At 75.0% G+C, this 24,824-nt stretch carries 23 protein-coding genes; 19 read left to right on the top strand and 4 right to left on the bottom strand.

Annotation, left to right across the window (positions count from 1 at the left end):
- The first annotated feature begins 61 nt into the window (after positions 1-61).
- Complete coding sequence (locus J2S66_RS01615) at positions 62-469, top strand: RidA family protein (protein WP_310302828.1); 408 nt, start codon at positions 62-64, stop codon at positions 467-469.
- Between the two features lie 10 nt (positions 470-479).
- Here J2S66_RS01615 and J2S66_RS01610 read toward each other — a convergent pair whose 3' ends face one another.
- Complete coding sequence (locus tag J2S66_RS01610; protein WP_310302826.1) at positions 480-863, bottom strand: VOC family protein; 384 nt, start codon at positions 861-863, stop codon at positions 480-482.
- A gap of 114 nt (positions 864-977) precedes the next feature.
- Here J2S66_RS01610 and J2S66_RS01605 point away from each other — a divergent pair, with 114 nt between their 5' ends.
- On the top strand, positions 978-1,355 hold the full coding sequence (locus J2S66_RS01605) for a hypothetical protein (protein ID WP_310302825.1): 378 nt from the start codon (positions 978-980) through the stop codon (positions 1,353-1,355).
- A 39-nt stretch (positions 1,356-1,394) separates the two neighbouring features.
- Positions 1,395-2,942 carry a helix-turn-helix domain-containing protein gene (locus J2S66_RS01600; protein ID WP_310302823.1) on the top strand — a complete coding sequence of 516 codons (1,548 nt, stop codon included), beginning with the start codon at positions 1,395-1,397 and terminating at the stop codon, positions 2,940-2,942.
- Here J2S66_RS01600 and J2S66_RS01595 read toward each other — a convergent pair.
- On the bottom strand, positions 2,876-5,239 hold the full coding sequence (locus tag J2S66_RS01595) for an ATP-binding protein (protein WP_310302821.1): 2,364 nt from the start codon (positions 5,237-5,239) through the stop codon (positions 2,876-2,878). The two genes, J2S66_RS01600 and J2S66_RS01595, sit on opposite strands and share 67 nt — an antisense overlap.
- Positions 5,240-5,531: 292 nt before the next feature.
- Here J2S66_RS01595 and J2S66_RS01590 point away from each other — a divergent pair, with 292 nt between their 5' ends.
- Positions 5,532-5,879, top strand: coding sequence for a hypothetical protein (locus J2S66_RS01590; RefSeq protein WP_310302819.1), 348 nt, complete (start codon positions 5,532-5,534; stop codon positions 5,877-5,879).
- A complete protein-coding gene (locus J2S66_RS01585; RefSeq protein ID WP_310302816.1) occupies positions 5,876-6,043 on the top strand; it encodes a hypothetical protein in 168 nt (55 codons plus the stop codon). The genes J2S66_RS01590 and J2S66_RS01585 overlap by 4 nt, the downstream gene beginning before the upstream one ends.
- Before the next feature lie 94 nt (positions 6,044-6,137).
- Here the strand turns inward: J2S66_RS01585 and J2S66_RS01580 are convergent, their stop codons facing one another.
- A complete protein-coding gene (locus J2S66_RS01580; protein WP_310302813.1) occupies positions 6,138-7,418 on the bottom strand; it encodes a COG1470 family protein in 1,281 nt (426 codons plus the stop codon).
- A 149-nt stretch (positions 7,419-7,567) separates the two neighbouring features.
- Between J2S66_RS01580 and J2S66_RS01575 the strand changes: the two genes are divergently transcribed.
- From J2S66_RS01575 to J2S66_RS01535, 9 genes are all read left to right on the top strand, one after another.
- Positions 7,568-8,191 carry a helix-turn-helix transcriptional regulator gene (locus J2S66_RS01575; RefSeq protein ID WP_310302810.1) on the top strand — a complete coding sequence of 208 codons (624 nt, stop codon included), beginning with the start codon at positions 7,568-7,570 and terminating at the stop codon, positions 8,189-8,191.
- 228 nt (positions 8,192-8,419) lie between these two features.
- On the top strand, positions 8,420-11,461 hold the full coding sequence (locus tag J2S66_RS01570; protein ID WP_310302807.1) for a hypothetical protein: 3,042 nt from the start codon (positions 8,420-8,422) through the stop codon (positions 11,459-11,461).
- 28 nt (positions 11,462-11,489) lie between these two features.
- Positions 11,490-12,176: a Pvc16 family protein gene (locus J2S66_RS01565; RefSeq protein WP_306745513.1), complete on the top strand. Its 687-nt coding sequence runs from the start codon at positions 11,490-11,492 to the stop codon at positions 12,174-12,176.
- Positions 12,173-14,275 carry an AAA family ATPase gene (locus J2S66_RS01560; protein ID WP_310302803.1) on the top strand — a complete coding sequence of 701 codons (2,103 nt, stop codon included), beginning with the start codon at positions 12,173-12,175 and terminating at the stop codon, positions 14,273-14,275. Before J2S66_RS01565 ends, J2S66_RS01560 begins: the two co-directional genes overlap by 4 nt.
- Before the next feature lie 30 nt (positions 14,276-14,305).
- Entirely contained in the window at positions 14,306-16,015 is a 1,710-nt protein-coding gene (locus tag J2S66_RS01555; RefSeq protein ID WP_310302800.1) for an eCIS core domain-containing protein, read from the top strand.
- Positions 16,016-16,206: 191 nt separating this feature from the next.
- Positions 16,207-17,730 carry a phage tail sheath family protein gene (locus tag J2S66_RS01550; protein ID WP_310302798.1) on the top strand — a complete coding sequence of 508 codons (1,524 nt, stop codon included), beginning with the start codon at positions 16,207-16,209 and terminating at the stop codon, positions 17,728-17,730.
- Between the two features lie 28 nt (positions 17,731-17,758).
- Positions 17,759-18,202 carry a phage tail protein gene (locus J2S66_RS01545; protein ID WP_306745517.1) on the top strand — a complete coding sequence of 148 codons (444 nt, stop codon included), beginning with the start codon at positions 17,759-17,761 and terminating at the stop codon, positions 18,200-18,202.
- A complete protein-coding gene (locus J2S66_RS01540) occupies positions 18,202-18,666 on the top strand; it encodes a hypothetical protein (protein WP_310302792.1) in 465 nt (154 codons plus the stop codon). Before J2S66_RS01545 ends, J2S66_RS01540 begins: the two co-directional genes overlap by 1 nt.
- Positions 18,663-18,821: a DUF6760 family protein gene (locus tag J2S66_RS01535; RefSeq protein WP_306745519.1), complete on the top strand. Its 159-nt coding sequence runs from the start codon at positions 18,663-18,665 to the stop codon at positions 18,819-18,821. Before J2S66_RS01540 ends, J2S66_RS01535 begins: the two co-directional genes overlap by 4 nt.
- A gap of 1,878 nt (positions 18,822-20,699) precedes the next feature.
- Here the strand turns inward: J2S66_RS01535 and J2S66_RS01530 are convergent.
- Positions 20,700-20,939 carry a hypothetical protein gene (locus J2S66_RS01530; RefSeq protein ID WP_310302785.1) on the bottom strand — a complete coding sequence of 80 codons (240 nt, stop codon included), beginning with the start codon at positions 20,937-20,939 and terminating at the stop codon, positions 20,700-20,702.
- Positions 20,940-21,120: 181 nt separating this feature from the next.
- Here J2S66_RS01530 and J2S66_RS01525 point away from each other — a divergent pair, with 181 nt between their 5' ends.
- Genes J2S66_RS01525 through J2S66_RS01505 form a run of 5 tightly spaced genes read left to right on the top strand, consistent with a single transcriptional unit; the run spans position 21,121 to position 24,821 of the window.
- Positions 21,121-21,546: a phage tail protein gene (locus tag J2S66_RS01525; protein ID WP_310302782.1), complete on the top strand. Its 426-nt coding sequence runs from the start codon at positions 21,121-21,123 to the stop codon at positions 21,544-21,546.
- A 21-nt stretch (positions 21,547-21,567) separates the two neighbouring features.
- Positions 21,568-22,272 (top strand): CIS tube protein, encoded by a 705-nt coding sequence (locus J2S66_RS01520; protein ID WP_310302779.1) that lies wholly within the window; start codon positions 21,568-21,570, stop codon positions 22,270-22,272.
- Positions 22,269-24,080: a VgrG-related protein gene (locus J2S66_RS01515; protein WP_310302776.1), complete on the top strand. Its 1,812-nt coding sequence runs from the start codon at positions 22,269-22,271 to the stop codon at positions 24,078-24,080. The genes J2S66_RS01520 and J2S66_RS01515 overlap by 4 nt, the downstream gene beginning before the upstream one ends.
- Positions 24,081-24,107: 27 nt before the next feature.
- Entirely contained in the window at positions 24,108-24,419 is a 312-nt protein-coding gene (locus J2S66_RS01510; protein ID WP_310302775.1) for a PAAR domain-containing protein, read from the top strand.
- Between the two features lie 3 nt (positions 24,420-24,422).
- Positions 24,423-24,821, top strand: coding sequence for a gp25 family contractile injection system sheath assembly initiator (locus J2S66_RS01505; RefSeq protein ID WP_310302772.1), 399 nt, complete (start codon positions 24,423-24,425; stop codon positions 24,819-24,821).
- Positions 24,822-24,824 lie beyond the last annotated feature (3 nt).

The raw sequence follows: 24,824 nt of genomic DNA, 5'->3' as shown, positions 1-24,824 counted from the left end.
GGACGTACGACTCGCGGGGCGGCATAGGATTTCGCGGTCGCGTCCGTCGTGGAGGGGTGCCGTGGGCAAGGCCGTCAGCTTGATCCGTTCGTCCCGGTTGTCCGACGTCGCCGAGTACGCCTACGCGGCAGCGGTGGCCGCCGGGGCGCGGCTGGTGTTCCTGGCCGGGGCCTGCCCGCTGGACGAGGACGGGAACACGGTCGCGGTGGGCGACTACGCCGGTCAGGCCGCGCGGGCCGTGGAGAACATGCGGATCGCGCTGGAGGACGCGGGGGCCGGGATCGAGGACGTCGTCAGCACGCGCGTGCTCGTCGCCTCCACCCGGCAGGCCGACCTGGTGACGGCGTGGGAGGTGGTGCGCGCCGCGTTCGGCGACCACGACGTGCCCAGCACGCTGCTCGGCGTCACCGTCCTGGGGTACGACGACCAGCTCGTCGAGATCGAGGCCGTGGCCGCCCTCCCGGCGTGATCCCGGCGGGTCAGCAGACGCAGAACTCGTTGCCCTCCGGGTCGCGCAGCACGCCGAAGTAGTCGTCGCGCTCGTCGGTGGTGCGCATGTGCGTGGCGCCCAGCGCGACGAGCCGGACCACCTCGGCGTCGACCAGGGGGACGCGGACGGCCTTCGGGGTGCCGCGTGGGCCGCCCGCCCGGACGTCCAGGTGCACGCGGTTCTTGCCGTACTTCAGCTCCGGGACCCGCTGGAACAGCACGCGCGGGCCGTCGGGGGCGACGATCGAGGCCCAGTCGCCCTCCACGTCCCCGGTGCCGGCGTCCTCCAGCGCGTACCCGAGCACCTCGGCCCAGAAGGCGGCCTGGGCGCCCGGATCGCGGCAGTCGACCACGACTTGCAACTCCTTCGCCATGCCGGCGATCATGCCAGGCGGCAGCGGCGCCGCGGGGTGGTCGGCCACCGGGACGCGAGCGGCCCTGCCGCCGCGCCGGGTGACGGGTGAGCCGCCTGATCTAGCATCCGGGGCGTGGACCGAACGCGCCTGGGTGCCTGGACGACTCTCGGCTTGGCGGTGCTCCACGCGCTGTCCGCCCTGCTCAGCGGGGTGTCGGTGGAGCTGGTGGGGTTGGCGCTCGCCGTCAACGCCGCGGCCGCCGCCTCGGCGGTCTGGCTGCTGCGCCGCCCCGACCGCAACCGGTGGCCGCTGACCGCGTGGACGGCGGGCTTCTTCGGCTGGCACGCCACCGGTCTGGTCACCCTGGCCGGTCTGGTCACCACCGAGCTGGACGCCGTGTTCACGGTCGCCTCGGACGCGCGGCTGTCGATGCTCTACCAGGCGGTCCTCACCACGGCGGCGGCGTTCGCGGTGCACTTCCTGCTCCCCCGGCCCGCCGGCCGACCCTGACCACAGGCATATCTCATATATGAGATACGGTTCCGCCCTGTGACGGATGACCACGACGGTTCCAAGCCCTACCTGGCGCGCATCGGCGGCCTGATCCGCGACTCCCGCAGGCACCGCGGGTGGACGCAGGCGCAACTGGCGGAGGCGCTGTCCACCAGCCAGAGCGCGATCAACCGGATCGAGCGCGGCCACCAGAACCTCAGCGTGGACATGCTCGCGCGGATCAGCGAGGCGCTCGACTCGGGCATCGTGACGCTCGGGCAGGCCGCCCCGACGCACCTGCGGGTCACCGGCGGTCGCACGCTCTCCGGCTCCATCAGCGTCAAGACGAGCAAGAACGCGGGCGTGGCGCTGCTGTGCGCGTCGCTGCTCAACGCGGGCCGCACGACCCTGCGCAAGGTCGCCCGCATCGAGGAGGTCAACCGCATCCTGGAGGTGCTGAACAGCATCGGGGTGCGGACCCGCTGGCTGAACGAGGACAACGACCTGGAGATCGTGCCGCCCGCGAAGCTCGACCTGGCCGGCATCGACGTCGAGGCGGCCCGGCGCACGCGCAGCATCATCATGCTGCTGGGTCCCCTGCTCCACCACGAGGACGCGTTCGAGCTGCCCTACGCGGGCGGCTGCGCGCTGGGCACCCGCACCGTCGAGCCGCACCTGGTGGCGCTGCGCCCGCTCGGCCTGGAGGTGAAGGCCGTGGCGGGGCAGTACCACGTCGCGGTCGACCGCGGGGTCGGACCGACGCGGCCGATCGTGCTGACCGAGCGCGGCGACACGGTGACCGAGAACGCCCTGATGGCCGCCGCGCGGCGGGACGGCGTCACCGTCATCCGCAACGCCAGCCCCAACTACATGGTCCAGGACCTGTGCTTCTTCCTGGGCGAGCTGGGCGTGCGGATCGAGGGCGTCGGCACCACCACCCTCACCGTGCACGGTGTCGGCGAGGTGGACCGGGACATCGACTACTCGCCGTCCGAGGACCCGATCGAGGCGATGAGCCTGATCTCCGCCGCGATCGTCACCTCGTCGGAGGTGACCGTGCGGCGCGTGCCGATCGAGTTCATGGAGATCGAGCTGGCGCTGCTGGAGGAGATGGGGCTCGACCACGACCGGTCGGCCGAGTACGCGGCGGCCAACGGGCGCACCAGGCTCGTGGACGTCACCGTGCGGCCGTCGCGGCTCAAAGCGCCGATCGACAAGATCCACCCCATGCCGTTCCCCGGCCTGAACATCGACAACCTGCCGTTCTTCGCGCTGATCGCGGCGACGGCGCAGGGCTCCACGCTGATCCACGACTGGGTCTACGAGAACCGGGCGCTGTACCTGACCGAGCTGACCAAGCTGGGCGCCAAGGTGACCCTGCTCGACCCGCACCGGGTGTACGTGGAGGGTCCCACGCACTGGTCGGGCGCGGAGGTCATCTGCCCGCCCGCGCTGCGCCCGGCGGTGGTGGTGCTGCTGGCCATGCTCGCCGCGAAGGGCACCTCGGTGCTGCGCAACGTCTACGTGATCAACCGCGGCTACGAGCAGCTGGCCGAGCGGCTGAACCTGCTCGGGGCCGACATCAGCACGTTCCGGGACATCTGAGCGCGGTCGGGGCGGCCCGGCCGCGGGGTCGGCGCGGTCGGGTGCGGCCCGGGCTCGTCGGCGGGGTTCCCGTCGGCGGGGTCGGCGGGATCGGGGTCGGCGGGATCGGGGTCGGCGGGATCGGGGTCGGCGGCCAGGGCGCGCAGCGCCGCGCCCACCGGGTCGCGCGCCAGGCGTGACCGCACGCGGCCGAGCGCGGTGAGGACGGTGGCGCGCTGCCGGACGTCGGCGGGTTCGGTGTCCGCCGCCCGCGCCAGCAGGTCGGCGGCGGCGCGCGGGGTGCGTTCGACCAGGGTCGCGTGGTGGGCCACCAGCCAGGCCAGCACCCAGGCGTCGACCGGGACGGGTTCGGCGACGAGGTGCTCGGCGACGCGCTCCACCGGGGCGCCCGCCGACGCCAGCGCCTCGGCCGCCTGCCGGTGCAGGGCCGTGCGCACGGGCGTCGACAGGCTGTCGTGCAGCGCCATCCGCAGGTACGGGTGGCGGAACGCCAGGTGCTCGCCCGCCTCGACGACGACGGCGGCGGCGACGGCCTCGTCGAGCGGGTGCGCGAGGTCGAGCACCGGCCGGCCGGTCACCGCCGCCAGCTCGGGCACCCGGAACTCGACGCCGAGCAGCGCCGCCGACCGCAGCACGTCGCGGGCCTCGGCGGAGAGGACGTCGAGCGAGCGGCCGACAGCGGACAGCAGCGACGGCGGCACCTCGTCCGCGGCGGCGGCGTCCACGTCGGCGACGCCGGCCACGACCCGGACCGCGTCGCGCCGCACCAGGGCGTGCGCGACCTCCCGCAGGTAGAGCGGGTTGCCCGCGGCGCGCCCGACGAGCCCGCGCAGCACCGCGCCGGGGCGCGCGCCGACGATGTGGCCGACCAGCTGCTCGGCCTCGTCCGCCGCGAGCGGTCCCAGCGCCGCCACGTGGCCCCGCCGCGCCTCCACGCCGCGCCGCACGCGGGCCAGCTCCGGTCGGCCGGGGTCGGGGCGCAGGGCGGCCACCAGCAGCAGCGGGAGCTGGTGGGTGACGGCCGCGAGCCGGTGCCAGAGCACCACGCTCGCGTCGTCGGCCCACTGGAGGTCGTCGACCACCAGCACCAGGGGCGAGCGGGCGCACGTGCGGTCCACCAGCGCGAGGAGCCGGTCCACGGCCGCCGCCACCGGGTCGGTGGGCCCCCACCCGCCGTCCGGGTGCGCGTCCGGCGAGGCGGGCGCGACGTCCAGGCACTCCATGAGCACGTGCAGCGGGAACCTCATGCCGAGTTCGTCGGCGGCGGCCCAGCCGACCTGGCAGCCGCGGTCGGCCGCGTCGGCCAGGGACCGCGCCAGGAGTGCGGACTTGCCGATGCCGGGTTCGCCCTCCAGCCACACCGCCGCGCCGCGCCCGTCGAGCACGTCGGTCACCAGGGACCGCAGCAGCGCCGTTTCGGCGTGCCGGCCGACGAACGCGTCGGCGGACGCGGACGCCACCCGCGGCGGGACCACGACGAGGCGCGGCTCCGGCGGGGTGGCGAGGAGGGGGACGGGCGGCGGACCGGGCCGGGTCGCCGGGGCGTCCGCGCCGCCCAGGATCACCCGGTGCAGCTCGCGCAGCCCCGGACCCGGTTCGATGCCCTGGTCCGCGACCAGGGCGCGGCGCGCCTCCCGGTAGGCGTCCAGCGCCTCGGCGTGCCGGCCGGCCCGGTGCAGGGACAGCATCAGCAGCTCGCGCAGCGACTCCCGCCACGGGTGCTCGCGGACCAGCGCGCCCGCCTCCGCCGCCACCTCGGCGTGCTCGCCCAGCTCCAGCGCGGCCCGCGCCCGCGCCTCCAGCGCGCCCACCCGCAGCTCGCCGAGCCGCCGGCGCTCGGCCTCGGCGAACGGCCCGGTCACCCCGTCGTACGCGCCGCCGCGCCACAGGCCGAGCACGTCGTCCAGCACGGCCCTGGCGCGCGCCCACTCCCCCGTCCCCAGCAACCGCTGCCCCTCGACCCGGCCGCGCTCGAACGCCACCACGTCCAGCGCGTCCTCGGCCAGGCGCAGCGAGTAGCCCGCCGGTCGTGACACCAGGAGGTGCCTGGCCGGTCCGAGCGCCCGTCGCAGGCCGGACACGTACGTGTGCAGGCTGCCGACCGCCCCGGCGGGCGCCGCGTCCCCCCAGACGCCGTCGACCAGCTCCTCGCGCGACACCACCCGGTTCGCCCGGCCCGCCAGCAGCGCGAACACCGTGCGCTGCCGGGCGGCGCCCAGGCCGCGCTCCGCGTCACCGAGCCAGGCCCGGACCGGGCCCAGCAACCGCACCCGCAGCACGCCGTCGTCCATCGGCATCCCCGTTGCCTCCCCTGATCGTCCCCACGCAGCATGGCCACGCACGGTGGGTGCCAAGGGTTCAGAATCCGCCCTGTTTCACCCCTTCGGCCGAGCACGACAGGCGGTTCGCGGTCGATCGACAGCATCGCGACAGGTACGGACGGGCAGACCTGCGCCGGTGGCCTGTACCCGCGTCCCGGCACGTGGTGGGCTCGGGTCGACAACTGGTGAGGGCTCCCGGAAGGGGCGGCGGCCCCGGTGCCCGTACGGAGGTGCGATGGCTGTGCGACCCGACGGGGACGGAGGTCGCGTGGCGGACGGTTCCACGCGGGAGAGGTTCGCGGGCGACCTGTTCCTCGACCTGGCCGACAAGGGGTGGCTGGTGGTCGAGCCGGGCGAGGCCGAGCGGGTCGTCGCCGAACTGCTGCGCACCCTCGACGTCGTCCGGTCCCGGGTGCGGCGGCTGGAGGTGTCGCGCCGGTTGCGCGAGGCACCCGGGGAGGACGTCGCACCGGACGTGGCGCAGTTCGCGGTCGACACGGTGTTCGCCGAGCAGGTGACGGCGGGCACGTGGGAACGCGCGCTCGTCGAGCTGCCCAAGTACGTCGAGGCGTTCCGGATCGCCGCCCGCAACGCCGAACGAACCCCCCGGCGGTGAGCCGCCCGGAAGGTCTCGCCGCCTCGGACCTGAACGCCGAGCTGACGGCGGCGCGCGGCGAGCTGACCCGCTACCGCGACCTGGGGGACGACGCGACAGCCGACCTGATGCGGGCGTGGATCGACGCCCTGCTCGACGAGTGGAACCGCCGCCACCCCCGCTGAACGCAAGAGGGGGTGCGCCGGAGTCCGGCACACCCCCTCTTCCCCGCTGTCGGGGTCCCATCAGTGTCGAGCTCCCCTCAGTGTCGAGCTCCCCTCAGGGCAGCTCGCTCAGCACGCCGCTGACGTTGAGCAGCTGGGCGCAGCCCGACGCCTGCTGCCCACTCGCCGGCGTGCCCGGTCGCGCGCAGGTCACCGTGGCGGTGACGGTGCCGTTCGCCGGGATGTCGATGGGCGTCACCCAGTGGTAGTCCTGGTTGCGGAAGGTCTCCAGCGCGATGGTGGTGATGGTGCGCTCGCCGAACGCGATGGTGAGCACGCCCTCGTCGCCCTGGTGGTTGGCCAGCACGATGTCGCTGATGTGGAACATCCGGCCGTCCGGGACGACGTACGCGCCGGTGGTCTGCTGGCCGGGGGCGGTGGTCACCTCGATGGTGGCGGAGCTCTGCCGACCGGGGCCGAACCCCGTGCCCTGCCCCTGCCCCTGGCCTTGGCCCTGCCCCTGGCCCTGGGTTTCTCCCTGCCTGCCTTGGCCCTGCGGGTCCTGACCGGCGGGCTGGTCCGCCGGCGGCACCGGGGCCTCGCCGGCCTGCGCGATCTCCCTCGCCCGCTCGTCGGTGGCCTCGCGCGCCGCGCTGCGCACCGCCGGGCGCACCAGGAACAGCCACAGCAGCAGCAGCGCCAGCAGCGCCGCGAGCAGGGACAGCAGCCAGCGGGCCAGGATCGGCAGCTGGACCAGTTCGGCCGACAGGTCGTGCTCGTGCCGCTCGTCCGCGGCGAGCGCGACGACCTCGGGCCGCACCGGCCAGACGACGGGCTTGCCGAACCACAGCAGCTTCGCCACCCGCACGCGCAGGTCGAGGTCGACGTGCCCGCCCGGTTCCACAGTGGACGGAGTGGTGGCCGTGGTGTGCCGGAGGTGGTCGTCCTTCTCCGGCACGGCGACGGTCACCGACACCGGCGTGTTGCCCTCGTTGCGCACCTCGACGCGGTACCGGGCGCTGCGCCAGGCCCGCCGGCGCCGGGGCACGACCCGGGCGTGCTGCGCGGCGAACGGCTCGACGACGACGGTGGTCTCGGTCACCACCGCCGATCCGGGCCGTTCGGCGGGCAGCACGCGCACCGCCAGCGGCACCTCGCCCGCGCGCACCAGGGGTGAGCGCGGTGGGCGCAGCACCAGGGAGACCTGCTCGGACGTGCCGGGGAACAGCGAGAGCCGCCCCGGTTCGACGGTGGTCCAGGGGGCGCACTCGCCCACCACCTCGAACTCGTACGCCTCGACGATGTCGCTGTCGTTGCGCACCGTCATCGTGGTGCGGGTCTCCTGACCGGGCGTGACGGCCACGGTGGGGAGACCGAACTCGGTCGTTGTGGTCACCCCGCGAACGTAGGGATACGTCATCCGGCCGTGGCAGGGAGAAAAGGGCACGGTGCGGGCAATCCCGTGCACCTGCGGCCCGTGCGGCTGCCCGCGCGCCCGCCCCGCCGCCACGATGGCGGCACGACGGTTCTCGCAGGAGGGGTGGCATGAGCAGAATCCCGGTGGCCGTGTACGCGGAGGACCCGGTGTTGCGGGTGGGCATCACCCAGCAGTTGCGCCCGCGTCCCGAGGTGGAGGTGCTGAGGCAGGACGAGGAGTCCCGCGCGGTCGTGGCCCTCGTGGTGGTGGATCGGGTCGACGACGCCGCGACCCGGCTGCTGCGCCGCCTGCGGCACGCGGAGGAGACGCGCACGGGCCTGGTGGTGGGGCGCTTCGACCACGACTCGTTGCAGACCACGATCGACTGCGGTGTCGCGGGCGTGCTGCGGCGCGCGGAGGCGGACCAGGACCGGCTGGTGCGCGTGGTGGCCGCGTTGGCGCGGGGCGAGTCCGTGCTGCCGGGCGACCTGCTGGGCAGGCTGCTCGACCACGTGGGTCGGTTGCAGCGCAGCGTGCTCGACCCGAACGGGCCGTCGCTGTCCACCCTGACCCCGCGCGAGACCGACATGCTGCGGCTGGTGGCCGAGGGCTTCGACACGGGCGAGATCGCGGCGAAGACGTCGTTCTCCGAGCGGACGGTCAAGAACGTGCTGCACGAGGTGACCACGCGCCTCCAGCTCCGCAACCGCGCGCACGCCGTCGGTTTCGCCCTCCGCCACGGCCTGATCTGACCCGAGAGTCCAACGTTCGGGTCGCGAGAGTCCAACGTTCGGGAGCCGTGAGTTCTTCGTTCAGGGCTCACGGCGTCAGGCGTGAACGTAGGACTCACCGGACCTGGGGGTTGGACTCTCGGTTGCCCTTTGGGGACGGAGGTGTTCCGGGGGTGTGCCCCTCGGGACCTCGGCCCGGCGGGGCGCCGGTGGCGACGATCCTGCTGACTGACGGAGGTGGAGAACGTGGTGGGATGGCTGCGAAGCACGCACCTGGCCGTGACGGCCGCGGTGGTGCTGCTGGGCGGTGCGGTCGTGGTCGTGGCGCAGGAGAGCGCCACGTCGGCGGCGGTCCAGGGGGAAGCGCCGGCGGTGGGCCGGATCGCCTTCGCGGGCACCGGGCACCGGAGCCTCGGCGCGGTGACGTCGCCCGTGCCCGACCGGCTGGGCGCCAGTGAGCCGCTGCTGGGCACCGGGCCCGCGCACCACGACGACCGGCCGTCCGCGCGCGGCGGCCTCGTGGTGTTCACGAGCCTGCGCGACGAGCGCAGGCCCCAGGTGTACGTACGGACCGCGGACGGGGCGGTGCGCCGCCTCACCGAGGGGCGCGACGCGGGTCGGCCGCGGTTGTCGCCGGACCTGCGGTCGGTGGTGTTCGACTCCGCCGAGGGCGGGCAGCGGGACCTGTGGCGGGTCGGCGTCGACGGCACCGGCCTGAGCAGGCTCACCGACACCCCGTACGACGAGACGTCGCCGTCGTTCTCGCCGGACGGCACGCAGGTCGCGTTCTCCGCCGACCCCGACGGGGACGCCGAGCTGTACCGGCGGCCGGTGGCGGGCGGCTCGCTCACCCGGGTCACCGACGAACCGGTGGGCGCGGCCGTCGAACCCGCGTGGAACCCCGTGGACGGTCGCCTCGCCTACACGCTCGACCGGGGCGACGGGGCGCCGCGACTGCGGGTGGTGGACGGCGGCCCGGTGCTCGGCGGCGACCAGGCGGAGTGGCGCGGCCGGTCGCCGGAGTGGCTGCCCGACGGCACGCGCCTGCTGTTCCTCAGCCTCGACCAGGTGTGCTCGTGCCCGGCCGACCCGAACGTGGAGAAGGTGTACCGCGTCGACACCGCGCCCGGCCTGCCGGTGACCGCGCCGCCCGACCTGCTGCTCGGCGAGGACCGCGTCGTCGGCACGCCCACGTGGCTGGTGGACCCGGCCGGCGAGCACCTCGTGGTCGGCCGCACCACCGCGCCGACCCGCTCCACCGCGGGCCTCCAGGACGTGCGGCCCGACGGCGTGGACCCGCGCGACCTCGGCGTGCCCGTGCTGCGCGAGGACCCGGGGGCGGCCGACGACCCGAACCTGCTGTTCCGACCGCGCCCGGGCTTCGACCCGTGGACGCAGCGGCAGTCCTACTCCCCCGACGGGCGCACGATCGCGTTCAGCCGCTTCGAGGACGGCGACGGCGGGCGCGTGCAGCGGATCTGGCTGGTGGACGTCGACGGCGGCGACCCGCGACGGCTGCCGGTCGCCGACCGGGGCGCGGCGGACTGGGAGTTCGACGCCGCGTGGTCGCCGGACGGCCGGTTCCTCGCCTTCGCCCGCCGGACGCCGGGAGGGGTGCGCCCGGCGGGCGGCCCGAGCCGCGTGGTGGTCGTCGAGGTCGCGACCGGCGGGGTGGTGGGGCGCCTGCTGCCGCCGCCGGGGCAGGCAGACCAGGAGGACACGCAGCCCGCGTGGTCCCCGGACGGCCGCACGCTCGCGTTCACCCGCGGCCGGGTGTTCGACGGGCCGACGGCGGAGGTGCGGGACAACCACGTGTGGACGGCCCGCGCCGACGGCCTGGACGGGCAGCGCGACGTCTCCGCCGCGGTGTGCGGCTTCGACTGCGAGGTCACCGACGACAGCTCGGTGTTCAGCCCGGACGGCCGCACGCTCGCGTTCAACCGGGAGGCCGACGGCGTGCTGCTGGTGTCGGTCGGCGACGACGCCTGCACCGTGCTGTTCCCGCGCGGGCGCGACACCTGCGCGGAACCGCTGGGCACGTCCGACGGGCCGTTCCAGCCGCGCGACGTGACGTTCTCGCCGGACGGGTCGCGGGTCGCGCTGACCGCGCGGCGGACGGGTGACGCGCGGTCGCCGGAGGAGCTGCTGCTGGTGTCGGTCGCCACGGGCGCGGTCGAGCGGATCACCACCGACCTGCCCGGCCGGCAGAAGGAGCCCACGTGGCAGCAGTCGGTGGACCTCGCCGTGCTCGCACCCGCGGGTCTGCCGGACGCGGACACCGGCGCCCCGGCCCGCCTGGACGTGGAGGTGGTCAACCGCGGGCCGGCCACGTCGCCGGGGAGCGCGCTGACCGTCGCCGTGCCCGGCGGGGTGCGGTTGGCCGCGCTGCGCCCGGACCGCGGCACGTGCGACGTGGTCGGGTTGCGCTGCGACCCCGGTGTGCTGGCCCCGGGGGACGTGGTGCGGGTGTCGGTGGAGCTGGTGGGCGTGGTCGCCGGGCGGCACGAACTGACGTGGTCGGTCGCGGGCCCGGTGCTCGACGCGCTGCCCACCGACAACGCCGCGACGACCGCCGTCCCGGTGCGCGACCCGGCTCCCGCGCCGCCACCGCCCGCGCCGCCGCCCGCTCCCGCGCCGCCGCCCGCCGCCGGGCCGTCGCTGGCCGTGGTGGTGCAGCCCGCCCCGTCGTACGTGGGTGGGCGGGCGACGGTCACGTACACCGTCCGCAACGGCGGCGGCGGCCTGGCCACCGGGCTGCGGCTGGACTTCGCGCTGCCCGCGCGGGTGCCGGTCGCGGTCCTGCCGCCCGGCTGCTCGGCGACCGGTTGCCCGCTGCTGTCGGACCTCGCGCCCGGTGCGGCGCAGGTCGTGCAGGTGGTGCTGGCCCCGGACGCGCCGCTCCAGGGGGTCGCGCGCGGCGTGCTGCGCACCACCGGCACCGACGCCGACCCCGCCGACAACACCGCGAGCGCGCCGGTGCGCGTGCTGCTGCCCAGGATCGTGGCCGTGCCGCCGATCGGGGAACCGGGGTTCGTCACGTCCGTGCGCGGCGTGGACTTCCCGCCCGGCGTGCCCGTGCGGCTGTCCTGGTCGCCCGGCATCACCGCGTCGGCCGCACCCGCGCTGCCGCGCGCGGACGGGGGGTTCGCCGCCCAGCTGCTGATCCTCCACAAGGACTCGACCGGTCCGCGCACGATCACCGCCGCCGGACCCGGTTTCCGGTCCGCGACCACGCCGTTCCTGGTGGTGCCGGGGTCCGTCCAGCCGCCGGACGTGGTGCGGCGCAGGTGATCCGGGACGACGACGAGGGAGGTGCCAGGTGATCCACGAGGTGGACGAAGCGATGCGCAAGCTGTTCGCGGCCGGCGACGTGCCGGGCGGCGGCGGTGATCTGGCGTTCGACCCGCCCACGACGGACTGGGTGGCGCGGCGCAACGCCCCGACGGTGAACGTGTTCCTCTACGACATCCGCGAGGACCTGTCGCGGCGCTCGACCGGCGCGCTGGCCGTGCACGAGGACGAGCACCTGGTCGGCCACCGCCGGCCGCCCCGCTGGTTCCGGTTGTCGTACCTGGTGACGGCGTGGACGAACCGGTCGCAGGACGGGCACCGGCTGCTGTCGCAGGCGCTGACGTGCCTGGTGGCGACCAACCGGTTCCGGGCGGAGTGGTTGACCGGCTCGTTGGCCGAGCTGGACCTGTCGGTGGGCGTCGAGGCGGGCGGGGCGGTGTCGGAGGGCCGTGCGGCGACCGATGTCTGGTCGGCGCTGGGCGGTGAGCTGAGGCCCGCGATCAACGTGGTGGTGACCGCGCCGGTCGTCGGCACGCTCGCCCCGGCCGCGCCGGCCGTCGACGGCCTGGTGCTGGTCGGTCCCTCCGCCGAGGAGGGCCGCAGGCTGCGCTACGACGGACCGGGGGACGGCGGGACGACCGGCGGTGGGTTCACCGCGCCCCGACCGCGGCCGCTGCCCGCCGAACGCCGCCGCCACGCGGGACCGATCCGATGACCGCCGGGGTGGTGGACGCCGGGGTGACGAGTGCAGGCCGGGTCCGGGGCGGGGCGCACGCGGCGGACCTCGCGTACCTGTGGGGGCGGCTGGGCGCCGTCGAGCAGCGGGTGCGCCGGGCGGTGGCGGCGCGGGCGGAGGGCGATCCCGCGCCGCACGACCCGCACCGCGGCCTGTACCTCACGGCGGAGGTCGTGCGGCGCGTCCTGGACTCGCCGAGCCGACCGGCCGCACCGCCCGGGGACGACCCGGAGCCGGCCGCGCCGGCGCCCGGCGCCGAGCCCCGGCTGCTGCGGCTGGCCCGACGGTTCGACCTGGCACCGGTGGACGTGGAGTTCCTGCTGATCGCGCTCGCGCCGGACGTCGACGCCCGGTTCGAGCGGCTCTACGCCTACCTCAACGACGACGTCACCCGGCGGCGCGCGGCGGTCGGACTGGCACTGGAGCTGTGCGGCCTGCCCCCGGCGGACCCGGCCCGGTTCCGGTTCGCGCCGTCCGCGCCGCTGGTGGCGGGCGGCCTGGTCGAGGTCGCCGACGGTGGCCTGCCCGCCCTGTCCCGGGTGCTGCGGGTGCCCGACCGGGTCGTCGCGCACCTGCTCGGCGCGGACGAGCCGGACCCGGTGCTCGCCGGCGTGGCCCGGGTCGTGCCGGCGAGCACCGACCCCGGCCCGGACCACCGGCTCGGCGGGGCGCTGCGGGCCGGGCTGTCGACGGTCCACCTGCGCGAGCGCGACGGTGACGGCGGGCGGGTGGCGTGCGACGCGCTGGCCGCCGCCGGGCGGGACGCGGTGGTGCTCGACGCGGCGGCGACGGCATCCCCCGGTGCGGCCGGCCCGGGAGCGCCCCTGCTCGCGGCGGCGGTCCGGGAGGCCCGGTTGCGGGGTGCGGGCGTGGTGCTCGGGCCGCTGGACGCACTGGTGCCCGGGCACGTGGGCGTCGTGCGCGACCTCGTCGCCCTCGCCGGCGACGTGCCCCTCCTGCTGCACGGCCGGGGGCACTGGGACCCGCACTGGACGGCGGAGCCCGTCGTGTCGGTGGACGTGCCGTCGCCCGACCCCGACCTGCGGGCCCGGCGGTGGGCGGGGGCGCTGGCCGAGGCGACCGGCGCGCCCGCGGACGACTCGCTGGTGGCGGCGCTGTCGGGGTACCGGCTGGGCGCCGACGAGGTGACCCGGGCGGTGGCGGTCGCGACGCGGCTGGCCGTGCTGGAGGACCGCCCGGTGCGCCTGGGGCACGTCCGCGCGGGCGTGCGCGCCCAGAACGGCGCGGGGCTGGAGCGGCTGGCCCGCCGCATCACGCCCGCCGTCACGTGGGACGACCTCGTGCTGCCCCCACCCACCCGCGCGCAGCTCGACGAACTGGTGGTGCGGGCGCGGCACCGCGACCGCGTGCTGGGGCAGTGGCGGATGCGGCCGGGCGGCGGTCGCGGACGCGGGGTGGTGGCGCTGTTCGCGGGCGAGTCGGGCACCGGCAAGACGATGTCGGCCGAGGTGGTCGCCGCCGAGATCGGCATGGACCTGTACGTGGTGGACCTGTCGTCGCTGGTGGACAAGTACATCGGCGAGACGGAGAAGAACCTGGAGCGGATCTTCACCGAGGCGGCCGGCGTGCACGGCGTGCTGCTGTTCGACGAGGCGGACGCGGTGTTCGGCAAGCGGTCGGAGGTCAAGGACTCGCACGACAAGCACGCCAACACGGAGTCCGCGTACCTGCTCCAGCGCATGGAGTCCTTCGACGGGATCGCGGTGCTGACCACCAACCTGCGGTCCAACGTGGACGAGGCGTTCACCCGCCGGATCGACGTGGTCGCGGACTTCCCGGTGCCCGACGCGGAGCAGCGGACCGCGCTGTGGGACCGCTGCCTGGGCACCGCGATGCCCCGGGCCGGCGACCTGGACCTGGCGTTCTGCGCCGACCGCTTCGAACTGGCGGGCGGCTCGATCCGGGCGTGCGCGGTGACCGCCGCCTACCTGGCCGCCGCCGCCGACCGGCCGGTCGCCATGGCGGACGTCGTGACGGCGATCCGGCGGGAGTACCGCAAGCTCGGCCGGCTCGTGCTGGAGAACGAGTTCGGACCGTGGTGGCAGGACCGGCCCTGACCGGACCGGCACAGGACCCTGGAGGAGCACGTGACCCACGCACACCACCACCACCGCCACGGGACGGGGCACGACGTCCCCCTGCCGGGCGCGGACCGGCCCGCCACCCGGGTCGACGAGCTGCTGAACCTCCAGCGCACCGCGGGCAACGCCGCGGTCGCGCGGATGGTCGAGCTGCTCCGGCAGGACGGGGCGGCGGGCGAACCGCCGCCGGTGCAGCGGTCGACGGTGCACGACGTGCTGCGACGGCCCGGCACGCCCCTGGACGCCGGCACGCGCGCCGACATGGAGGCACGGCTGGGCGCGGACTTCTCCGGCGTGCGGGTGCACGCCGACGCCACGGCGGCCCGTTCGGCGGAGGAGATCGGGGCCCGCGCCTACACCTCGGGCGACCACGTCGTGATCGGCCGGGGCGGCGGCGATCCGCACACCCTGGCCCACGAGCTGACGCACGTGATCCAGCAGCGCCAAGGCGCGGTGTCGGGCACGGACAACGGCGACGGCCTGCGGGTGAGCGACCCGTCGGACCGGTTCGAGCGCGCCGCCGAGGCCAACGCCACCGAGGCGCTGAGCACCCCGGCCCCCGAACCGCGGCACACGCCCCACGACCACGCGTCCCACGACCACGGCGGTGATCACGGCGGTGGGGGCGGGGACGAACCGGCCGTACAACGCTCACCGGCGACCTGGCGGGTGTCACCCGACGTGAACGCGGTGCTGAACGAGCCGTCCACCTGGAACCCGATGTCCCACTGGCCGGCGATCGTCAACCGGGTCCGCGCCTACCTCCGCCTGCCCAACACCGACTTCACCACTCGCGGTCGCCTGATCGCCGAGCTGAGGGTCGCGATGGGCGAGTGGACGCAGAACCAGGACAACCGCACCTCGGCCGACCGCAACCCGGAGCAGACCACCCGGCGGAGGGCCCTCATCAACGCCTTGGCCCCCCTGCTGGACAACGAGGACCGGGAGGTCGACCACCTGAGGCGGCAGGCCGACGATCCCTCGTACGACCGACCGTCCGGGCAGGCTCCACCCGCTCCGGCCTCTGCGGGACCGAGCCGCACGCCCACCGCGCCGATGGCGATCGGCATCCCCGGCAGGTCCGGGGCGGTCCCCGACGACCTGTCCGACGACGACACCGCGCACGCCCGACAGCCCGCCCAGGCTCCCGGGCAACCCTACTCGCGGGTGATGCGGCGCTACCAGAACGTGCCGTCGCTGCCGCAGGGCGTCCAGGTCCACGCCCACCTCACCCGGGAGCAGTACCGGGCGGGCATCCACAACGACGGCCTGGTGCGCGGTCGCCGCCAAGGCGTCGGCCTGGCGCCCGAGGGGTTCGCCGAGGAGACCGTCGGCCCGCCGGACCGGAACAACATCTACGTGCTGTCGGGCGGCGGGGCGGCGGCCTTCGTCTCCCAGGACCTCGGCGGCGACGCCGCGCCGATCGGCGTGGTCAGCGATTCGAACGTCGACTTCATGCAGGACAACAACTACCGCGGCGGGGGTGCGCACATGTACCCCGGTGACGCGCCACCCGTGCGCGACACCCAGCCGGGTGACCTGGGGCCGTTCTCGTTCACCCTGCCCGCGACGCCGCAGACGAGGGCGGGCATCACCGACTTCCTCAACAGGAGGTTGCCGGCGAACGCGCAGCTGACCGAGGCCGAAGCCGTGACGCGGGTGGCGGCGGCGCTGTTCCGCGACCACCCGATGTACCTCGCCGACTACCTGGACTGATCGCCCTCCCCACTCCCCACCGCGCCCCGGCGCCGACTCCGCTCGGCGCCGGGGCGCGCCGCTGTCCGGGATGCCCCTTCAGGCAACGGGAGTGCCCCCGGCGGGGTCCGGCGGTCCTGCCGCCCGGTGCGCCGCCCGTCGAAGCTTGTCCTCACCAGAGCGGAAGAACGCCCGACAGACGAGGAGCGACCATGCCGCAGTACCTCTCCCCCGGCGTGTACGTGGAGGAGGTCCAGACCGGGGCGCGACCGATCGAGGGCGTCGGCACCGCGGTCGCCGCCTTCGTCGGGTTCGCCGAGCACGGCCCCTTCCACCAGCCGACCCTGGTGACCAACTGGAACCAGTACGTGCAGCACTTCGGCGGCTTCACCGAGGGCGCCTACCTGCCGCACGCGGTGTACGGCTACTTCGCCAACGGGGGCGGCGCGGCGTACGTGGTGCGCGTCGGGGGCACCACGCGGGAGGCGGAGCCGGTGGCGCCGGTGCCCGCGACGCTGGGTGGCCTGCGGATCACCGCGCTGCCGTCGGCGGGCCCGGACGTGACCGTCGAGGTCGCCGACGCCGACGGCGAGAACCCGCCCGAGGACCGGTTCAAGCTCGTGGTCCGCCAGGGCGACAAGGTGGTGGAGACCTTCGACGTGTCCACCCGCCGCAACCTGAAGAACTACGTCGTGACGCAGGTGGCCGAGCGCTCCAAGCTCATCGCCGTCACCGAGCAGCCCGGCACGGCGCTGAACCGGCCGGACAAGCAGTCCGTCGTGCTGCCCGCCGTCACCCCACCCGCCGACCCGGCGAAGCCCGCGAAGGTCGACGCGAACGAGTACGTCGGAGACCCGGAGGCGCGCACCGGCTTCGGCGGCCTGGAGAACGTCGACGAGGTCACCATGGTCGCGGTGCCCGACCTGATGAGCGCCTACCAGCGCGGCATGATCGACCTGGAAGGCGTGAAGACCGTGCAGAACGCGGTCATCGCGCACTGCGAGCGGATGGGTGACCGGGTCGCCGTGCTGGACGCGCCCCCCGGGCTGTCGCCGCAGCGGGTCCGCGCGTGGCGGCAGGACGAGGCCAACCACGATTCCCGGTACGCCGCGCTGTACTACCCGTGGATCACCGTGTTCGACCCGGCGACCGGCCGCAACGCGCTCGTGCCGCCGTCCGGGCACGTGGCGGGCGTGTGGGGGCGCAGCGACGCCGAGCGCGGCGTGCACAAGGCCCCGGCGAACGAGGTCGTCCGCGGGGCCGTCGACCTGGAGACCGCCCTCAGCAAGGGGGAGCAGGACCTGCTGAACCCGGTCGGCGTGAACTGCCTGCGCTCGTTCCCCGGTCGCGGCATCCGGATCTGGGGGGCGCGCACGCTGTCGTCCGACCCGGCGTGGCGCTACCTGAACGTGCGGCGGCTGTTCAACTTCCTGGAGGAGTCGATCCTGATCGGCACCCAGTGGGTGGTGTTCGAGCCGAACGACGACCGGCTGTGGGCGGGCATCCGGCGCAACATCACCGCGTTCCTCACCGAGCAGTGGCGCCAGGGCGCGCTGTTCGGCCGCACCCCCGCCGAGGCGTTCTACGTCAAGTGCGACCGGGACAACAACCCGCAGGAGTCGATCGACCTCGGGCAGGTCGTGTGCGAGATCGGCGTGGCGCCGGTCAAGCCCGCCGAGTTCGTGGTCTTCCGGCTCGCCCAGTTCTCCGACAACACGAGCCTCGTCAGCGAGTGACCTCGTCCTCTTGTGAAAGGCGGCAGCCATGGCAGACGGTGATGCCCTCTCCACGCACATCTTCGGCCTCCAGCTCGGCGCGTACGTCGTCGAGTCGCTCCAGGAGGTCAGCGGTGTGACCGTCGAGGAGGACGTGGTCGAGATCTCGCAGGTGACCCCGCAGGGCAAGCCGTTGCTGCGCAAGCAGCCGGGCGCCCGCAAGGGCGGCGAGATCACCGTCACGCGGGGGATGGACAAGAGCAAGGAGTTCACCAAGTGGCTCAAGGAGACCCTGAACAAGGGTGACGTCGAGTCCGCGCGGCAGAACATCACGATCGAGATCATGAACAGCAAGGGCGAGACCGAGCGGCGGCTCAACCTGGTCAACGGGTGGGTCAGCCGGTGGGAGGGCCCGTCGCTGAAGGCGGGCGAGTCCAGCGCCGCGACGGAGAAGGTGACCATCACCTTCGAAGACATCACGCTGGAGGACTGATGCGCCGCCGGGTGATCGGCCTGGACTCGCTGGACGAGCTGGCCGAGGTGAGGAAGTCGCCGGTCGCGGCCGTCGACACCGCCGCGGTTCCGGCGGCGCACACCGAGTTCGAGTTCGAGCTGCCGCGCGGGTACGTGGACGCGGACGGCCGGGTGCACCGGCACGGCCGGATGCGCCTGGCGACCGCGCGGGACGAGCTGAGGCCGCAGATCGACCTGCGGGTCAAGGAGAACCCCGGCTACCTGAGCGTGCTGCTGCTCAGCACGGTCATCACCGAGCTGGGCGAGGTCGACGAGGTGAACGTGGGCGTGGTGGAACGCATGTACGCCACGGACATCGCGTTCCTCCAGGACTTCTACCGGCGGATCAACAGCGAGGGGCACACGCGCGCCGGCGTGTCGTGCCCGTCGTGCGGGAGTGCGTTCGAGGTGGACCTGGCCGGTGGTCGCCTGGGGGAATCGTGACGTACGCGGCCGACCGGCTGCACGAGGAGGTCGCGTACGTGGCCTACCACTTCCACTGGCCGCGCGAGGAGATCCTCGACCTGGAGCACCACGAACGCCTGCGCTGGGTGGCCGAGATCGCGCGGATCAACACGAGGGTGAACGAAGGGGGGTGACCCGATGGGCTTCTGGTCCCGTTTTCTCAGCGCCGCACCACCGGCGGGGCAGGCCGCGCCGAACGCACCGGCCGCGCGGCGCTCCACACCCGACGGCGGCTGGCGTGCGGCCCCGCGCCTGGAGGGCGTGCTCCGGCGCGCCCCGATGGCCATCACCGACGGCCTGCGCTTCCGCTCCGGCCTGGCCTCCTGGCGGGACCACTCGCTGAGCGGCGACCTGGGCCACGCGGTCACCCCGACCGCGCCCGCCGGGGTCCTCCACGGTGTCGCCCGACCGACCGGTGTGCCGGGTGAGCACTGGGCCACGCACGCACTGCCCGTGGTGCTCCGGCGCGCTGACATCGGCGACGCCGACACCGGCGGAGTCGACAGCGGTGGAGTCGACAGCGCCGGCAGTGTCGCCGCGCGCGGTGACATCGGCGGCAGGGGCAGCCGGAGCAGGGACAGCGGGGGCGGTGCCGACGCCACCGGTCGTGCGGTGCTCGGCAGGGGTGCGCTGGTCGGCGGCGGTGCGGGCCCTGGGGGCGGTGCGGGCCCTGGGGGCGGTGCGGGCCCTGGGAGCAGTGCGGGTTTCACCGCCGCCGCTGCCGATTCGGCCGCGTCCGCGTCCGACAGCCGTCCGTCCGGCGGTCCTCCGTCCGGCGGCATCGGTGGTCGGGCGCTCACCGTCGCCCGCGCCCTCGTCAGCCGGAAGAGCCGCGCTCGGACCGGCTCCCCCGCCGGGCATCGAGGTGGACACGGCGGTGGAGCCGGAATCCCGGGCGGTGCTGGGATCGCGGACGGCACCGGGCTTCCGGACAGGTCCGTGAGCCCCGGGCTCGCCGGTGGCACCGCACCCGCGCCCACGCCCACCCCCGGCACCGGTCCCGCGCCGGCGGATCGGACCGCGATGGTGTTCGGGCGAGCGCTCGACTCCGGCGCGGGGAACGGTCCCGGCGCAGCACCGCTGCTGGGGACCGGACCGCTCCGGCTCTCCCGTGCCGTGCGGATCAGGGCCGTCGGACGTCCGTTGATCGCCGCCCGGCGCGAGGTCACCCCACTGCGGTCGCTCCCGGTCGTGCAGCGCGGTGCACGCGGCACGCGGTCCGCCGATCGACCCGGATCGGCTCCGCCGCGTGCCGGCGCCTCGTCGGCAGGTGCTCCGCCGGTGAGTGCTCCACCAGCGCGTGCTCCGGCGGCGGTCGGCGGTTCGGCGACCGCCGCCGGACCCACCAGGGGTGCCGGGCTCACCGCTCCCCTGCTGGGCGAGCCGTCGACCGGGTTGCCGCCCGGCGCGGTGATCATGGCGTCGGACTCGTCGGCATCCACCGCGAGGAGCGCGAGGAGCGTGGACCCGGTCGTCCGGCGCAGGACCACCCGACCGGGAGCGGCACCCGCGCGGCCGGTGATCGGGATCGGCGCACCCCTGTCCGCGTTGCCGCCCACGGCGTCCGGTGAACCCGTCACCGCCTCCACCGGCCCGTACGTCCAGCGCCGGATCGACGCACCGGCCACGAACGAGCACCGGGTCCGCGCCGTCCCGGAACCGGCGCGAACTCCCGAACCGGCGCGGACACCCGTGCCGCCGGGGGAACCGGCCCGTCCGGCGGTCCCGGTGGTCCGGGTGGCTCGCCTGACGCCGACGGTTCCCCTGCCGGGAACAACACCGACATCGCCGGCACCGGCTGCGGCATCCCCCAGGACCGCTCCCCGGCCCCCTTCCAGGACCGCTCCCCTGATCGCCGACCGCCCGCTGATCCGCCCCACCACGGCACCGACGCCCACCCCCACCGCTCGACCGGTCGTCCCGTTGCGGCACTCGAAACCCGAGAGGGCACCGGCCGTCCAGCGCGCGGCGGGCGGCGCGGCGGGTCCGGCGGTCCGGCCCGCGCCGCCCCGTCAGCCCCGCGTCCCGGGTGTCGCGCGGGGCAGCGGGTTGCCGACCCGGCCCGCCCACGCGGCACCGGCGGCCGGGCCGCCGGCCATCGGCCCACCGGGCGCCCGGCGAAGCCCCGCCACACCGGTCGTCCAGCGCGCCGACGGACCGACGCCGCGACCGGGGACGCGCGGCACCGGCACGACGAACGCAGGCACGACCAGCACGAGCACGGGAACGACCGCCACGACCAGCGCGGGCACGACCGGCAGAGGTGCCCGGACCGATGCCACCGACCACGAGCCGCGCGCGTGGAAGGACCTCGACGAGCTCGCCCGCCGACTCGTCGACCCCGTGGGCAGGCTGCTCCGCGCCGAACTCCGGCACGGGCGCGAACGGGCCGGGCGGTCGAACGACCTGCGCCGGTAGGAGAGAGGAACCCCCGTGTCCGACACGATCTTCGCCACCAGCGTGTTCTTCCGGCTCTCGATAGCCGGCAACGACCTCGGCGCGTTCCACACCTGTGACGGCATGGGCGCGCAGATGGAGGTCGAGCAGTTCACCGAGGGCGGCAACAACGGGTTCGCCCACCAGCTCCCCTCGCGGATCACGTGGTCGAACATCACCATGACCCGACCGGTCACCTCCGACAGCGCGAAAGTCGTGAAGTGGCTGAACGACGTGATCAAGCGCGTCGAGCGCAAGGACGGCGAGATCGTCGCCCTCACCCCCGACATGACCCCGATCGCGAGCTGGCAGGTGCAGGGCATCGTCCCGGTCCGCTGGCAGGGCCCGTCGTTCGACCCCGGCGACTCGCAGGCCGCCGTGGAGACCCTCGAATTCGCCCACGAGGGCATCGAAGCGTCCTGAGAGGACTGGGAGGACCGGGAGATGGCCAAGGCAGGAGCGAGTCTGACCCGCGCGCAGCTGGTGGTGATGGAGCCGCCGACGACGGCGGGCGCGAAGCCGGGTGGCCGGTTGGCGACGGTGCGGTTCCAGTTCAACCCGAACTCGCTCGCGCTGACCAAGAACACCGAGTGGCGGCGCACGCCGTCGCGCATGGCGGGCGCCACGTCGCTGCCGGAGTTCGTGGGCAGCGGTCCGCGCACGCTGTCCGTGGAGGTGTTCCTCGACGCCACGGCCACGCACGACACCTCGGTGGAGAACCGGGTGCAGCAGCTGCTGACGGCGTGCGTGCCGACGAAGGCGAGCCTGGCGAAGAAGAAGCCGGCGAGCCCGTGGGTGCGCTTCGAGTGGGGCACGGCGAAGACCACGTCGTTCGACGGGGTGCTGTCGAACCTGTCGGTGGACTACTCGCTGTTCGACGTGGACGGCACCCCGCTGCGCGCCCGCTGCGCGCTGTCGATCGAGGAGGCCGGGGTCGACACGCCCGGCCAGAACCCGACGTCGGGGTCGCGCGAGGCCCGCCGCGCGCACCGCGTGGTGGCCGGGGACAGCCTGCCGCAGCTGGCGTGGCGCGAGTACGGCGACGCGACGGCGTGGCGGGTGATCGCCGAGGCCAACGACATCGACGACCCGATGGTGCTGGTGCCCGGCACGGAGCTGCTGGTGCCCGGGGTGGAGGAGGTCCGATGAGCCAGGTCGGCAGGTCATTCGCGGCGTCGTTCGCGGTGAAGGCCGGTGGTCTGCCGGAGTCGTGGCAGAACGACCTGGTGGGCTGCGTGGTGGACGAGAACGCGGGTCTGCCCGACGCCGCGGTGCTCACCTACCGCGACCCGCACCACGAGGTGCTGGCGAAGGGCGGCATCACGATCGGCACGAAGGTCGAGGTGTCGGTGACCACGGTGTCGGGCGGTGCGGCGGAGGTGCTGTTCACCGGCGAGGTCACCGCGCTGGAGGTGGACGCGGACTCGACGGGCTCGTTCACCGTCATCCGCGCGATGAACAAGGCCCACCGGCTGTTCCGGGGACGCCGGGTGGCGGCGTTCACCAACGCGACGGTCCGGCAGGTGGTGCGGGAGGTGGTGCGGGCGGCCGGGTTGCGGCCCGGCCGGATCGACGTCCCCGTCGTCACGTACCCGCACCTCAGCCAGCCGGGCATCTCCGACTGGGACTTCCTGCAACTGCTCGCCCAGGAGCACGGCGCGGTCGTGCGGGTCGACGCGCGGGGGGTGCTGGACTTCGTGCGGCCGGCGGCGGCGTCCGGTGCGCCGAGCCCGGGCACGTCGGCCGACGCGAGCCCGTTCGTGCTCCAGCTCGGCCGCAACCTGATGTCGCTGCGCGCGTCGCTGACCAGCGCGGACCAGGTGGCCGAGGTCGAGGTCCGCGGCTGGAACGTGCGGACCAAGAAGGCGGCGGTGGGGACCTCACCGGCGATCGCGAGCCGGACCGCGGTGCCGGGCCTGCGGCCGGGGGTGGTCACCGCGGCGTTCGGCACGGCGGCGAAAGCGCTGGTGTTCGACACCCCGTACGGCACGGACGCGGAGGCCAAGGCGGTGGCGAGGTCGCTGGCCGCGGCCGTCAGCGCCGGTTTCGCCGAGATCGAGGCGGTCGCCGAGGGCGAGCCGAAGCTGCGCGCGGGCGTGCCCGTCGCGGTGGGCGGCGCCGGGACCGAGTTCGACGGCAAGTACACGGCGACGTCCGTGCGGCACGAGCTGGACCCCCACCACGGCTACCGCAGCGTCGTCACGGTCAGCACGTCACCGGACCGGTCGCTGGCCGGGCTGGCGATGGGCGCGAACGCCACCGCCCGGCCGATCCGCATGCCGGGGCTGGCGACCGGCGTCGTGACCGACATCAGGGAGGCCGGCGGCGAGCGCGGCTGGGTGAAGCTGACGTTCCCGTGGCTGGACGACGCCTACGTCACCGACTGGGTGCGCACGGTGCAGCTCGGCGGGGTGCGCGGCGGCGGCGTGTTCAGCCCCGAGGTCAACGACGAGGTGCTGGTGGGCTTCGAGCAGGGCAGCCTGGACCGCCCGTACGTGCTGGGCGGCCTCTACAACGGCGTCGACGGGCCCGCCCGGCACGACGTGCCGCTGGTCGACCCGACGAGCGGGCGCGTCAACCGGCGGTCGCTGGTGTCGCGCACCGGGAACCGGCTCGAACTGCTCGACGGGAGGACCGCGTCGGGCGTGCGGATCGCCAGCGGCGACCAGCGGCTGGAGATCCGGCTCGACGAGCTCACCGGGCAGGTCGCCGTCGAGGTCCGCGGCGGCCGGCACGTGTTCGGCGCGATCACCCTGGACCGCCGGGGCATCACCGTCGACGCCAAGCGCGGCGACCTGGTGCTCAAGGGCAACACCGTCTCGGTGGAGGCGACGACCGGCCTGGCGCTCACCGGCGCGGACGTCGCCGTCGAGGGCGTGAAGACCGAGGTCGTCGGCCGCGCCACGGCCGTGGTCAAGGGCGCGGTCCTGCACCTCAACCCCCCGTTCCCCGTCTGAGCACGACGCACGAGAAGAGGTCGGCAGATGCCTCCCGCAGCCCGGTCGGGCGACCAGACGAGCCACGGCGGCGCGCTCGGCCCGCCGCCGCCCCCGGCGGCGGTCCGGGTCGCCACCGTCCTGATCGAAGGCAGGCCCGCCGCGGTCGTGGGCGGCGTGCACGGGTGCCCGGTGCCGCCGCACGCGGCGCTGGGGCCCGCGAACCTCGTCGTCCCGGGGCCCGGCTCGCTCGGCCCGCCGGTGCTGGTCGGCGGTCTGCCGGCGGCCCGCGTCGGCGACCGGACCTCGTGCGGGGCGAACGTGCTGCTGGGCGCGCTCACCGTGCGGATCGGGGGCTGAGCCGTGGACTTCGTCGGGCGCGGCTGGGCCTTCCCGCTGCGGGTCGGCCCCACCGGCGGCATCGGCATGGTGGAGCGCGACCAGGAGATCGCCGAGGCGATCCGGCTGGTCCTGGGCACCGCGCCCGGTGAGCGGCCGATGCGGCCGGAGTTCGGCTGCGGCATCCACGAGCACGTGTTCGCCGCCGCCGACGGCACCACCGCCGGGCACGTGGCCCGCGAGGTGCGGGCCGCGCTGGAGCGCTGGGAGCCGCGCGTCGAGGTCGACGAGGTCGCCGTGGCCTTCGACTCGGTCGACGTCGGCACGCTCTACATCGAGGTGCGCTACACCGTCCGCACCACCAACGACCAGCGCAACCTGGTCTTCCCGTTCTACACCATCCCGGCCGAAGGGAGCGCGTAGCAG

The sequence above is a fragment of the Saccharothrix longispora genome, from assembly GCF_031455225.1.
In the GTDB taxonomy this organism is placed as follows: Bacteria; Actinomycetota; Actinomycetes; order Mycobacteriales; family Pseudonocardiaceae; genus Actinosynnema; species Actinosynnema longispora.
This window is presented reverse-complemented; position numbering and strand designations above follow the sequence as displayed.